13 protein-coding genes and 1 other RNA gene are annotated in these 13,687 nt (G+C 37.3%); 12 read left to right on the top strand and 2 right to left on the bottom strand.

The window, feature by feature from the left end; translation table 11 throughout:
- A partial coding sequence (locus tag ACNKXV_RS02385) for a hypothetical protein (protein WP_417906097.1) occupies window positions 1-501 on the top strand: 501 nt, incomplete at its 5' end.
- Between the two features lie 51 nt (window positions 502-552).
- Here ACNKXV_RS02385 and ACNKXV_RS02390 read toward each other — a convergent pair.
- Window positions 553-1,038 carry a DinB family protein gene (locus ACNKXV_RS02390; protein ID WP_417906098.1) on the bottom strand — a complete coding sequence of 162 codons (486 nt, stop codon included), beginning with the start codon at window positions 1,036-1,038 and terminating at the stop codon, window positions 553-555.
- A gap of 127 nt (window positions 1,039-1,165) precedes the next feature.
- On the opposite strand from ACNKXV_RS02390, the gene kdsA reads away from it, so the two are divergent.
- The 7 genes from kdsA to ACNKXV_RS02425 all read left to right on the top strand — a co-directional run bounded on the left by kdsA (window position 1,166) and on the right by ACNKXV_RS02425 (window position 8,963).
- Entirely contained in the window at window positions 1,166-1,984 is an 819-nt protein-coding gene (gene kdsA / locus ACNKXV_RS02395) for a 3-deoxy-8-phosphooctulonate synthase (RefSeq protein ID WP_417906099.1), read from the top strand.
- A 136-nt stretch (window positions 1,985-2,120) separates the two neighbouring features.
- The gene (locus tag ACNKXV_RS02400) at window positions 2,121-3,275 is read left to right on the top strand and encodes a hypothetical protein (RefSeq protein ID WP_417906100.1); all 1,155 of its coding nucleotides are present in this window, start codon (window positions 2,121-2,123) and stop codon (window positions 3,273-3,275) included.
- 107 nt (window positions 3,276-3,382) lie between these two features.
- On the top strand, window positions 3,383-4,531 hold the full coding sequence (locus tag ACNKXV_RS02405; RefSeq protein WP_417906101.1) for a hypothetical protein: 1,149 nt from the start codon (window positions 3,383-3,385) through the stop codon (window positions 4,529-4,531).
- A gap of 20 nt (window positions 4,532-4,551) precedes the next feature.
- Window positions 4,552-6,183, top strand: a complete 1,632-nt coding sequence (locus ACNKXV_RS02410; protein ID WP_417906102.1) for a BCCT family transporter — start codon at window positions 4,552-4,554, stop codon at window positions 6,181-6,183.
- On the top strand, window positions 6,180-7,034 hold the full coding sequence (locus ACNKXV_RS02415; RefSeq protein WP_417906103.1) for a universal stress protein: 855 nt from the start codon (window positions 6,180-6,182) through the stop codon (window positions 7,032-7,034). The genes ACNKXV_RS02410 and ACNKXV_RS02415 overlap by 4 nt, the downstream gene beginning before the upstream one ends.
- 125 nt (window positions 7,035-7,159) lie before the next feature.
- Window positions 7,160-8,482 (top strand): mechanosensitive ion channel, encoded by a 1,323-nt coding sequence (locus ACNKXV_RS02420; protein WP_417906104.1) that lies wholly within the window; start codon window positions 7,160-7,162, stop codon window positions 8,480-8,482.
- A gap of 196 nt (window positions 8,483-8,678) precedes the next feature.
- Window positions 8,679-8,963: a hypothetical protein gene (locus ACNKXV_RS02425; RefSeq protein ID WP_417906105.1), complete on the top strand. Its 285-nt coding sequence runs from the start codon at window positions 8,679-8,681 to the stop codon at window positions 8,961-8,963.
- Window positions 8,964-8,999: 36 nt separating this feature from the next.
- On the opposite strand, the gene ACNKXV_RS02430 is transcribed toward ACNKXV_RS02425, so the two are convergent.
- On the bottom strand, window positions 9,000-10,208 hold the full coding sequence (locus ACNKXV_RS02430) for an NAD(P)-dependent oxidoreductase (protein WP_417906106.1): 1,209 nt from the start codon (window positions 10,206-10,208) through the stop codon (window positions 9,000-9,002).
- A gap of 319 nt (window positions 10,209-10,527) precedes the next feature.
- Here ACNKXV_RS02430 and ssrA point away from each other — a divergent pair.
- The 4 genes from ssrA to ACNKXV_RS02450 all read left to right on the top strand — a co-directional run bounded on the left by ssrA (window position 10,528) and on the right by ACNKXV_RS02450 (window position 13,464).
- Window positions 10,528-10,927, top strand: a transfer-messenger RNA (tmRNA) gene (ssrA, locus tag ACNKXV_RS02435).
- 155 nt (window positions 10,928-11,082) lie between these two features.
- The gene (locus ACNKXV_RS02440; protein WP_417906107.1) at window positions 11,083-11,748 is read left to right on the top strand and encodes a hypothetical protein; all 666 of its coding nucleotides are present in this window, start codon (window positions 11,083-11,085) and stop codon (window positions 11,746-11,748) included.
- A 247-nt stretch (window positions 11,749-11,995) separates the two neighbouring features.
- The gene (locus ACNKXV_RS02445; RefSeq protein ID WP_417906108.1) at window positions 11,996-12,790 is read left to right on the top strand and encodes a cation efflux transmembrane domain-containing protein; all 795 of its coding nucleotides are present in this window, start codon (window positions 11,996-11,998) and stop codon (window positions 12,788-12,790) included.
- Between the two features lie 179 nt (window positions 12,791-12,969).
- Window positions 12,970-13,464 (top strand): DUF1648 domain-containing protein, encoded by a 495-nt coding sequence (locus ACNKXV_RS02450; protein ID WP_417906109.1) that lies wholly within the window; start codon window positions 12,970-12,972, stop codon window positions 13,462-13,464.
- The last annotated feature ends 223 nt before the right edge of the window (window positions 13,465-13,687 follow it).

Here is a 13,687-nt window from a genome sequence, read left to right on the forward strand (position 1 = left end):
ACCAGCTGTAGCGATGACGATGATGCCATTACCAGCGAAATGGAAACTTATACCGCACAATTATCATCATTAAATGATTCCGGAGCCAGCGGGACAGCAAGTATTATTTTGGAAGGAAATGAATTAACTGTAATTGTAGAAGCTCAGGGAATGACTCCTAATATGGAACATCCACAGCATATCCATGGACTGGCAGACGCTACTAAGAATGCTACCTGCCCTCCTGCCTCGGCAGATACAGATGAAGATGGAATAATCACTATTCCTGAAGGTGCTCCATTTTACGGAGAAGTTTTGTTGCCATTAAAAGACTTCCCAATGGCCAATGAAAATGGATTTATCACTTACCAGAAAACTTATAAGCTTGGTGAAAATGGAATTCCTACCAAAGAGGAAATTGCTCAATTGGAAAACAGAGTGATCGTACTACATGGACTTGATAATGACGGTTCTTATGTTGCTACCATTCCTGTAGCTTGTGGTGAGATCACCATGCTGTAATAAGTCCAAAATAAATTTTTCAAAAAAGCTACCTGATCAAGGTGGCTTTTTTTATGATTCATCTGCAGATGGCCCGTAAGTCGCAGGTACCGGAATATCAAGTAATCTAAAGTATACACCTAATTGCGCCCGGTGATGAGGAAATTGATTTAAAACCATAGTTTGCAGAACATTGAATCTGGGCATGGCAAAGATCACATTTCCATCTTTTTTCATTGACCACATACGTTGAAATTCATCATCAGATTTTTTCAAAGAAGTTTTAGCAGCGGTAAAGTTATTGGCAAGTTCATTCAATACATCCTCTACCTTTTCATGGTCTGGAGGTGTATAACCTTTTACATCCATATATTCGGCCTCCATAGTGCCAGAAATCCACGCAGGAATTTCAGCCAGGTGATTCGCAATTTGCCTGATCGTCATTGACTTTTCATGAGGTTTCCAATTCAGTTTATCTTCCGGAATTCTTTTCAAAAACGTTTTGGTCAAAGCAACTTCCTGTTCCAGTTGTGGAATTATAAACTCTTGAATTTTCATGTGCAAAGGATTATTTCAATTAAGTACCTAATTTACAACTTTTTAGCATCTACCAACAACTATTTTCAATTTACCACTAATTGCACTCCCCCATTAATTCATTTATCTTTGCGACAAATTATAATAGATGAGACTCGATAAGATCCCGAATATCAAACATATTAATAGTGATAACTTTTTCCTTCTATCAGGCCCTTGCGCTATTGAAGGTGAAGACATGGCTCTTCGTATAGCCGAAAAAGTGCTTACTATTACCGATAAACTTGAAATCCCGTACGTATTTAAAGGTTCGTTTAAAAAAGCTAATCGAAGCAGAATAGATAGTTTTACCGGGATAGGAAATGAAAAAGCTCTTAAGATCCTTAGAAAAGTTTCAGAGACTTTTGAAATACCAACGGTTACAGATATCCATGAAATTAGTGATGCCAGCCTTGCTGCTGAATATGTAGATATTTTACAAATTCCGGCATTTCTGGTTAGACAAACAGATCTGGTTGTAGCTGCTGCTAATACCGGAAAGGTGATTAATCTTAAAAAAGGACAGTTTATGAGTCCGGATGCCATGAAACATGCGGTAACCAAAGTAACCGATTGTAATAATGAACAGGTAATAGTGACAGATCGAGGAACTATGTTCGGTTATCAGGATTTAATAGTCGACTTTAGAGGAATTCCTACCATGAGAGAATTTGCTCCAACCGTACTTGATGTAACTCACTCTTTACAACAACCTAATCAAAGCAGCGGAGTTACAGGTGGTAGACCAGATATGATCGAGACCATTGCCAGAGCAGGTGTGGTTAACAATGTTGACGGACTTTTTATTGAAACACATTTTAATCCGGCAAACGCCAAAAGTGATGGCGCAAATATGTTGGATCTGGCGCACCTGGAAAAACTTCTTAGCAACCTTGTTGCAATACGAAAGACGATTAAAAGTCTATAGATGACTTATCAATTTTCCAAAAGCCACTTTTTTAAGTGGCTTTTTTTATTTTCTAATTTTAAAGAATTCTTAAATCCTTCATAGAAAGAATTATTGCTTTTACCTTTAGGGTAACACCAACCTTAAACCACTTAGAATGCGCCTTAATCGCTCCCCTTTTAGTTTAAAATCCATCCTGTCAATCCTCATCCTAATAATATTTCTCCAGGACAATAAAAGTTATGCTCAGGATAGTTTGCAACTTGATCTTGGTGGTGCCCTGCGTTTTAATTACAATTTATCTTCCTGGAAGGAAGGTCAGAAAAACAGAGGTGGAGATTTTGGTTATGATCTCTTCCGGTTGAACGTAAAGGGTTCTTACCAGGGAATCTATGTGGATGCGGAATATAGATTTTACTCAGATCTTTTTGGAGGTGACTTTTTAAAACATGGGGTAATAGGATATAATATTGATGAAAAACGAAATCTTGAAGTAGGCCTGGCCAAAGTACCTTTTGGAATCGAACGTTATAACTCCCATAATTTCTTTTTGAATCTTCCCTATTACGTAGGACTTGAAGATGATTATGATATGGGGATCACTTATACCTACACAGGAGAAAATTTGGAATACCATTTCGGCTATTTTAAAAATGCTGAAGAATTACGGTTTGGGAACAATACAGAACATTCTTATAGTCGATACTCCTATGATATCGTAGGTAGAAATAAAGAAGTAAATCAGGTTAACGGAAAGATCATTTATAAACCTTCTTTTCTCGACAAGCACAGCCTTGGAGTATCAGCCAAATATGGTGGCATTTACAATCTGGATACTGAAGAAACTGGTGACAGATACGCCTTTGCCATTCACTATGAGTATAAAACCGAAGACTGGTTTATTAAAACTCAAGCACTAACCGCAGGATTCAATCCCAAAAATGCACCCGGTGAACCGGATAATATTATTAAAATGGGTTCTTTTGGATTCCCCTATGAAGTAGCTTCACAGTTTGAGATCTATAACATTGGGATATCCCGGATAATTGATATCGACACGAAATTGTTTAAACATCTGGAGATCTATAACGATTTTGGTTTTATGCATAAAAGAGCCGCTGGCTTTACAGATTCTTATATGAACGTGCTGGGAGTCCTCTTTAGCTCCGGGCCAATATATACATTTATAGATTATGCTGCCGGTTACAACCACTCATGGCTGGGCGGTAATTTTGTAGATGACTTCGCCCAGGGTGATCCGGATGCAAAATGGGAAGCCAGGTTCAATATCAATATTGGCTATTACTTTTAAAAAAAAGTTAAACCATTACAGATGACCTTAAACTATTGTTAAGAGCCTGTACCTCAGCATGGATTGCATTTTATTACCTGTAATTTTGAATTTCATTACCCTACACTATGAAAAAAATTACACTACACTCGAAGGCTTTCCTAAGTTTTCTCATCTTGTCCATTCTACTATCCGGAAATGACGTCTTTGCGCAAGACAAACCCGTTATTGACATAGGTGGAGCTCTTAGGTTTAATTACAATTATTCGTCCTGGAAAGAAGGACAGAAAGACCGCGGCGGAGATTTTGGGTACGATATGTTCCGGATCAATGCCAGAGGAGAATACAAAGGTATTTATCTTGATGCCGAATATCGGCTATATTCTGAAGGTTTTGGAGGAGGTTTCCTAAAACAGGGATGGATTGGATATCGGTTTAATGAAAAAGATGAGATTCAGGTTGGACTGAATCAGGTGCCATTTGGTATTCAACAATACAATTCCCATAACTGGTTTTTTAACCTCACCTATTATTTTGGACTTGAAGACGATCATGATATGGGTGTGAAATATCTTCACATAGACGATACTTTTGAGTACAACCTTGCCTTTTATAAAAATTCTGAAGAACTGCAATTTGGTGGTACCACCGAATCCTCTCCCAACCGGTATTCTTACGATGTAGTTGGGCGCAACAAGGAAGTAAACCAGATCAATGGAAAGCTGATCTATAAGTTTGGGGATTCCATTAAAAACCGACTTGGAGTTTCAGCACAATACGGTGGTTTATATAATCTGGATACTAAGAAAACAGGATCGCATAATGGGCTGGCACTACATTATGAAATGGATTACAAAAACTGGAACCTGAAACTTCAGGGGATGACCATCAACAAGAATCCCGAAAATGCTGCCGGCCAATCCAGAGAGATTATAAAAATGGGAGCATATGGTGCGCCTTATGAGGTAGCGGCAGATTTCAATATCTATACCTTCGCAGTTGCCAAAAGTGTTCCGGTGAATTTAGGTCCTATAAGCAATCTTCAGTTTTATAATGATTTTGGTTATATGGATAAGAAAATTGACAGTTTTGAAGATTCATTTATGAATGTGACCGGCGTCCTTATTTCTGCCGGACAACTTTACACATATATAGACTATGCAGCCGGATATAATCACTCCTGGCTGGGAGGTAATTTTGTAGACGATTTCTCTTCGGGAAATCCGGATGCAAAATGGGAAGCAAGATTCAACATCAATCTTGGATACTACTTTTAAACTAACCTGAATAAAATTTTATGGCTGAAAAAGTTACAAGAAGCGACGAAAAAAAGTCAATATTTGGTTTGGAAGTGAATGGCCCGGTGTTCTTCACTTCAGTAATCTTTATAATTATCAGTATTGCATTAACTCTGATATTTAAAGATGGAGCTAAAGACTTTTTTGCAGATCTACAAACCAAAGTGGCTAATAATGCCGACTGGTTCTTTATACTTTCTATAAATATTTTCCTGATTTTCCTTATTTATCTTGCTTTCAGCAAATTTGGAAATCTACGCATAGGTGGCCCCAATGCTAAAACCGAATTCAAAACCTTATCCTGGTTTGCCATGTTATTCAGCGCCGGTATGGGAATTGGGCTTTTGTTCTTTAGTGTAGGGGAACCTGTAATGCATTTTAATAGTCCTCCCATGGCTGAAGCAGGCACGGTAGCAGCAGCAACAGAGGCTATGAATTTCACCTTTTTACACTGGGGATTTCATGCCTGGTCTGTTTACGCGCTGGTGGGTTTATCCTTAAGTTATTTTACCTATACCAGAGGCTTACCTTTAACTATCAGATCTATTTTCTACCCTTTTCTGGGCGACCGTATTTATGGTAAAACGGGTGATGTGATCGATATTTTCGCCGTACTGGCAACTTTATTTGGACTTGCCACCTCATTAGGATTCGGAGTTCAACAGATCGCCTCCGGATTAAATCATGTTTTTGGTATTTCTGCAGGAATCCAGACACAGGTATTTCTAATCGCAGGAGTTACTCTAATCGCAACAACATCAGTAGTTCTTGGGGTAGATAAAGGAGTAAAAATACTGAGTGAATGGAATATGCGAATTGCCCTAGTATTGCTTTTACTGGCTTTGATTTTAGGTCCAACTCTGTTTATCTTCAGATCTTTTGTCGAAAATACAGGAAGCTATCTGTTTAACTTTATTGACCTTTCTACCTGGAGTGAAACTTATACCGGGGGAACCTGGCAAAATGCCTGGACCGTATTCTATTGGGGCTGGTGGATTGGCTGGTCTCCATTTGTGGGGATGTTCATCGCCAGAATTTCAAAAGGTAGAACCATTCGCGAATTTGTATTAGGAGTTTTACTGGTGCCATCTCTGGTAACATTCTTCTGGATGTCAGCTTTTGGTAGTACCGCTATCCAACAAATTATGAGTGGAAATGAGGTATTGTCTCAAGCGGTAAATAATGATATTGCCACTGCTTTATTCGTGTTTTTTCAGGATTATCCATTGGCCATGGTGATCAATATTATAGCCATATTATTGATCGCCGGATTCTTTATTACTTCTTCAGATTCCGGATCCCTGGTGATAGATAGCCTTACTTCCGGAGGAAAAATAGATGCCCCGGTAGGTCAAAGAATTTTCTGGGCCGTGATGGAAGGAACCGTGGCGGCAGTACTGCTAATAGGAGGGGGATTACAGGCCCTGCAAACAGCAACCATAGTCACCGGTCTCCCTTTTGCCGTTATTTTACTTATAATGTGTTACTCACTATACAAAGGGCTGAATGAAGATTTGAAGAAAATGGAAGAAAAGAAATCTGAAAAGCAGCTGGAAAATTATGAGCAGATAGTTTCAGAATTAGTGAATAAAAGAAGTTTCCATAAACCAGAGAAAAAAGATAAGTTATGAAAAGTATAGATAAGATCCTCGTTGCGCTTGACCTGACTTCGACCGATACAGACCTCATCAAATATGCTTCATTCTTATCGGAAAAATTGAACCCGGAGAAGGTTTATTTTGTGCATAATATCAAGAAGTATGAGATCTCAGAATTATTCCAGGAGCACCTGAAAGATCTGGATCTGGAGAAATTAATAAGTGACGAACTTGACGAAAAGGTAGCTACCCATTTTAAGGCAGATGTGCCTTCGCAGGTCCTGATTTCAGAAGATTCTTATACCGAATCGCTTATTAATTATATAGTCCAAAAATATCACATCGATCTTGTGGTAGTTGGGAATAAATCAAAGACGGATGGGACGGGAATCGTTTCAGATAAACTAATGCGCATCCTTAAATGTGACATAGTCTCAGTTCCCAATAATGTAAAACTCGAAATGAACAATATCTGGGGAGGGACAGACTTCTCCCATGAGTCGGCGAAGGTTTTCAGGTTATCCACTTATCTCGCAAATGCCACCGGTGCCAAGGTCACGGGAGTAAATATTTATAATGTTCCAGTTCAATTCACGCCATATTTGAATAAAGAGGAAATGCTCCCTAAAATTGAAAAGCATACCAGAGAAAAATTCGAAAAATTTCTGAAAAAGCATAAGATATCAGATAGTGAAATGAAGATCATCCGGGGACGGGAAGCCAGTGTCGCTGAAAAACTTAACCTTGAAGCCGAAAAAGCCGGGGCAGATCTACTGGTGGTAGCAGATAAAGGTGGGAATGTATTCTCCTCATTATTAGTAGGAAATGTAACCGATGAAATCTTTGACCGGGAACTTAAAATCCCTCTATGGGTTGCAAAATAGGCCTAAATCATCCCAATATTTTACAAAAATAATAGCCTTAACCGAAAACATAAACAATTGTTAATCACAAATATGCAGTGTTGATTTCTCAGTAAATTGGTTCAACTAACTAAATCAATTTAATAATGAGAAATCAACTGGAACATTTTGCAGATCAGGTTACTAATTTTTTACCTGATCTGTTAGGAGCCCTATTAGTTCTATTGGTGGGGTGGCTTATCGCCAAACTAATCAAATCTCTCGTAGTTCGTATACTTAGAAAAACCCAGTGGGATGAAAAGGTATTTGGCAGAGGAGGAACAGGAGACACCAACGTTTTTATAGGTAACATTGTCTATTATGTTTTAATGATCATTGTGATCCTGGTGGTCCTGGAAATTCTTGGGGTAGAACAGGTAATGCGACCCCTGGAAAATATGGTTAATGAATTCCTGACCTTTATTCCTAACCTTATAGGAGCGATCTTAATTGGTTTTATAGGTTACATTCTCGCGAAATTTGTTTCCAACCTAATTAAAATTGGAGGAACATTTTTGGACAGAATGGTAGATAAAACCGGGTTTAAGGATACAGATAAACTGGTGAACATCCTTAAAAAGGTTGTTTTCATTCTAATATTTATCCCTTTTTTAATTCAGGCTTTTAACGCGCTGCAACTGGAAGCAATCTCAGGTCCGGCAAATGATATCCTGGCTGATTTTACTGAGCTGATTGGTGAAATAATTATTGCCGGTATTATTCTTATCGTATTCATCTGGGGAGGGAAATATCTGGCAGATTTTCTTGAAGACCTTTTCCGAAGCATGGGACTTGACAGAGCTGCTGAAAAGATCCAGATTCACAATATGATTGGCGCAAATCAATCCCTATCAAAGATCATAGCCAACCTTATTTATTTCTTCCTGGTGTTTTTCGGGATCATCACTGCTGTTGAAATTATTGGTCTTACCCAACTTTCAGAAACTCTGGATCAAATTCTGGAAATTACAGGACAGATATTATTTGGTTTAATAATATTAGCTGTAGGGAATTACATCTCGTTGCTTATTTACGATAGTATGAGCAAAGGAAGCGGGAACAATTTTATTGCAAAAATTGTACGCTGGGCTTCCCTGGCCTTATTCCTTGCGATCGCCCTGGAGACAATGGGTATTGCTAATGAGATCGTGGAGCTTGCCTTTGGATTAACCCTTGGTGCTATCGCCGTAGCCGTAGCATTAAGTTATGGTTTGGGTGGAAGAGAAGCCGCAGGAGAACATTTTAAAGAGATCATTCAAAAGTTCAAGGATGATGACTCTAAAATTAATCATGGCTCCAGTAGCAGGACTACTCCAGGTTCTACCAACCCGGGATTTGAGAATAGAAGAGATTTTAACGATCCGGCTAATCCTAACAATCCTGATAACCCGGAACCTTTCGATCCAAACAATCCGAAAGCAGATCTTTAATCAAAACAGAAATTAATTAAGAGATCCTGTCATTTATGACGGGATCTTTTTTTTCATTTATGGTGAAATTTTATTGAAAGTTGGTCTGTGCAAGGTGAAATTGCAATGAGCCTAAGTAAAAAAACTTAGATAAAATCTCTGAATTACAAAAATTGTCTTTAACTTAAATAGCTCAAAATCAAACACCTGATTAATCATGGTTAATACGAGACATTTAACGATCCCTTTAATTGTTGGCGGTATTCTACTAATCCCGCTTATTGCTATGCAGTTTAGCACCCAAGTGATGTGGACCACGGGAGATTTTGTGGTAATGGGTTTACTATTGCTTGTCACCGGGTTTACGATTGACTTTATTTTAAAGAAAGTTCGATCTACCAGAAACCGGATTATCCTCTGCGGAATAGTATTACTAATACTTGCAATAATCTGGGCAGAACTGGCTGTGGGAATCTTTGATTCTCCGTTTGCCGGTAGCTAACGACTGATTTTCTAAATATAAAATTTGTCTTTCGGGTTATTCACTTCCATTCACGTATTCCTGTAAATAGGAATATAAAGGAGTTAATTTTCCATTTTCAGTCATTCTTGCTCTACCTAAAATTCCTTCTTTATCATCATTAAAGAAAGCAGGAATAACGTGTTTCATAAACATTTCACCAAAGCCTTCACTGGCATCGCGTGGAAGTTCGCATGGCAAATTATCCACAGCCATAACGGTGATTGCTCCTGGTTCCATAAAATCTACTTCCCTGGCAGATTTTGGATCGTAACCATAAAAAGGCTCGGCAATGGTAGAAGGTCTGATAGTACTTGCCACCGGCCCGGCGATATCACAACTTATATCTGCCACATATTTTATACGGAAATCCTTGTCCTGAATATCCTCAGCCGTATAAAACACCGGGGAACCCTGCCCATAAAAGTGACCTGCAAAAAATACGTCACTTGTTCTGGCAAACCTCATAAAATTGGAATTATAATTTTCCGGCACCTTGTAAAATTCGGCTCTGCTCCCGGTAGCGCCATCCTTTCGTTTGGCATAATCCAGCACATCTATGTGACAATATACCGGTTCGTCAAATTCCGAGCTTAAATATTCCTCGATAGTTACCTTCCTGATCTTTAAATGATCGAGGATCTCTTTGGCGCCATGGGCAACTTTTCCGCTCCCGGTAAGCACAAATTTGAAGTTAGGCAGGCTAATCTTATCCAGTTCTTTTAGTAAAGCGCGTAGATCTTTTAAACTTTCAGCTTTGGGAAGGTCGAATTTCTTCTCTTTGATCCCTATTCCCCTAATTCCGTTATAGGCTCCCACGAGTCCCGCATAACGCCCGAAGCCTACCAATCGACCTTTTCTACTATTGGTGATCACCTCATGATCATACAACTCGATATTGTTTTTCATGATCTCACGAAGAAGATCACGATTATATGGCTGTTTTTTGATAGTATGTGAAAAGAAAAAGTACTTTTTGTCAGGTATTAAATTTGGAATAGGCACTTCTTTCACCCCTAAAAGCACATCACAGTCGGTAATATCTTCTGAAACTTCAAAACCGGCATCACGATACTCCTGATCGCTAAAAACCCGGATATCAGAACTTTCCACTTTAAAAGAAGCTTCCGGAAATTCTGAAACAACTTTTTTAAGGATATTGGGAGAGAAAACCACTCTCCTGTCTGGTGGAGTTTTGCATTCTTTGATCAGGGCAAATTTTATCATTCTGGTATAGGTTTTGCTATTTTTGAAGTGTCTCAAAGATATAAATAAAAAAATCTCAGAATATTATTTTTGCGCCTTTCCTGAAGGATTTTCATTAACAGGAAAAGCAGTCAAAACAACAGAGTTCTTTTAAAAATCTGTATCTTTGCTGGCCCAATTGTTTAATACAATTGGCTTTCTTTGAAAATTATGCGTTAGGGATAGCAGCGAAAATCCTTTTTGTGAAGAATGAACAAAAAGATTGAAGCGAATAGCCCGACCGCCGAGCGAAAGCGAGGGGGTAACGCCCTAATATCAAAGATGATGTTCATTAATTTATGGGGTCGACTTGGTTTTGACAGCGAGTCTAATTGAGTTGTAAGCACGTAGAGCGCTGGGATATAGCTCTTAAATCTCATATTTCACACTTTTTTAAACGGCGAGAATAACTACGCCTTGGCTGCGTAACCGAATCACAGTAGGTTATACTTAGTCCCTGCAAGGCAGGGAGCCGAGATGTCTCGTGGAAGCCTTGATTTACGGCGTCCACACCAGAGGCACCGATAAAGTAAATATAGTGACCGCAGGGCCTTGATGCGGTTATGAAACTCGAGTGAGGATACGTGTAAAGTTGGTGGTTTTCGGCCGGCTTTGCATCGACAATCAAGTGAAAACTAAACGTGTAGAAAGCATCTGAATTGCTTGTTTGGACGAGGGTTCGAACCCCTCCGACTCCACTCTATAGCCCCGAATCTCTTGTGATTACGGGGCTTTTTATTTTCGGGTGACAAATTTGGTGACAATTTAAGTTAACTTAAAGCTAAGGAAAAAGAAATTATAATCGACACCTAAATCTGCGTTTATCCCGCAACTTACTTGGTTAAATTATATTGCAGTGGATATAACTAGTTACCTGCAAGCTGAAAAAATGAAAATATATCAAGTCATAAGTGTTCTAATTATTGCAATATTCCTTTCAAGTTGTGGAATGAGCTCAATAGAAGGAATGAAAAATAATATTGATGAAAAATCAAATGAAATAGCTGACTTAAAAAACTACTTCAGTGACATAGTGCCAGAAAATTATACTGTAAGGATTCAATATAATTCCTTAAATAATATCGACTTATTTGTTTATGAACCAATTGGAGATTCAACGAAAAGAGAACAATTCTTCGGACAATGGGATGTCGACATAGATAATTATATTGAAACGCCACAAACCGAATATGAAAAGAATTATGGTGGTAAGACTAAGTCATTAGAATTAGTTAAAAATAAGCTGAATTGGAATCGAGAAACTTTTAGTAATCTCTATGATAAATTAGAGAAAGCTAATTGCATCGGAATTAGTAATAGAAATCCAGTTGAAATTGAATACGGATTTAGCGGTATGGCACTGCTAAGTTTTTCTGTATTTGATGAGAATTTAACGGCTGAACAACAAGAAGAATACTCAGATGATTGTATGAGTATGTTTTATAAAGAAAATATAGTTTTAAATTATGGAAGTGGAGCAACTGGAAGTCTATGTACACCTGAATTTAAAAGAAAAAAATAAAGCCAGCAGGTAACAATGTATATAAAAAATAGGCGAAATAGTGCCAAATTAAAAGCTTTTGGCTCGTATCAAGCTTTGTGTTTAACCGAAAAATTAGTGCTTCAAAATCGCCTACTTTTCATATACTAACCGTTGTAGCCAATGCGGACATTGAAAATTCAGCTTAAAAACCAAATTTCTAAAAAAGAAAGTTACCAAGTTTAAATTCGTAATTTATCTTGCAACCTCTAGATAAATTTAAAGCTTAATGAATAAGTCAGTCTTCGAAATTTCAAAAATGGATTGTCCTTCAGAAGAAAATCTGATAAGGATGAAATTAGATGGAATTTCTAGTATAAAAAATCTCGATTTTGACATACCAAATAGAAAATTAACGGTATTTCACGAAGGTGAAATTCAATCCATAGAAAAATCATTAAGCGGACTAAAACTAGGAACTAAGAAAATAAAAACTGAACAAACCGACCAAACTCAATTCGAAGAAAATTCTCAACAAAAAAAATTGCTCTGGTCTGTACTAGTGATAAATTTTGCATTTTTTATCATAGAAATGACAACAGGTTTAATCTCAAAATCTATGGGATTAGTTGCAGATAGTTTAGATATGCTAGCAGATTCTTTTGTTTATGGATTAAGTCTTTTCGCTGTAGGAGGTTCAATCGTAAGGAAGAAGAAAATTGCAAATTTAGCAGGTTATTTTCAAATTTTATTAGCGTTGATCGGGTTTGCAGAAGTACTAAGAAGATTTTTTGGAAATGAAAAACTTCCTGACTTTTCAACAATGATTATCATTTCAATTCTTGCTTTAATTGCAAATGGAGTTTGTTTGTATCTACTTCAAAAATCTAAAAGTAAAAAAGAAGCACATATGAAAGCAAGTATGATTTTTACCTCAAATGATATAATAATAAACGTAGGAATTATAATTGCCGCTTTACTAGTCAATTGGTTAAATTCAAGTAAACCCGATCTAATTATTGGAACAATTGTATTTATTCTTGTAATTCAAGGAGCAATAAAAATTTTAAAAATAGGTAGGTAGCCGCACTGGCAACAACAACGGTTCATCGCCAATAAGCGGCAGCATTAGAAAGAAATTAATTAACTTGACCAACGAACCAATACTAAGCCGACAAATCCGCGTCCCCTACTCCGCCAACTTGCGTTAACCGGGACCGTTGTAGCCAATGCAAGAAATTCAGTAAAGAACAGATAAGTTGAATGAAAATGATATCAAAGAATGAAATTGATATAAACAAAACAGATAAAATTCTCGAGATTGTTAGCTGGGCATTTTTAATGATAATATGGTTGACATCTATAATTTCCTATAAAACTCTGCCAGATAAAATTCCTACTCATTTTAACATAGATGGAATCGCTGACAAGTTTGGTGATAAGTTTGAAATTTTCACTCTTCCCATAATTGGTACAATTTTGACTATTGGATTGACAATTTTGAATAAATATTTAAATTCTTCTAATATTTTAGGTAAGAGAAATAATCTAGGAAATAATGCTATTACTATGAGAATAGTAAGATTCTTAAAAATAGCAATACTTGTAATTTTTGGAATGATAATGATTCATACTATTGAAATTGCAAAAAATCACTCAAATGGGTTAGGTAATTGGTTGTTGATACTGACAATTATAGTAATTAATATTCCGCCTATATATTATCTGACTAAATTAAAACTGACTAAAAAAACTTAAAAAACAGAAAGCACTGGCTACAACATCGGTTAAGCGCAAATAGCGGGTATTCCAATGAAAAGATATATTTTAGACATCAAGTAACAAAAAAACAAAGCTGACAAGAACGTGTCCCTACTCCACGCCACTTGCCTTAACCAAGACCGTTGTAACCAATGCAAAACAGTGATTCAAATTCACAAGGAATTTTTCTATTCTAGTTTCTTAACACACAGGTTTCCTC

The sequence above is a fragment of the Christiangramia aquimixticola genome, assembly GCF_048285835.1.
In the GTDB taxonomy this organism is placed as follows: Bacteria; Bacteroidota; Bacteroidia; order Flavobacteriales; family Flavobacteriaceae; genus Christiangramia; species Christiangramia aquimixticola.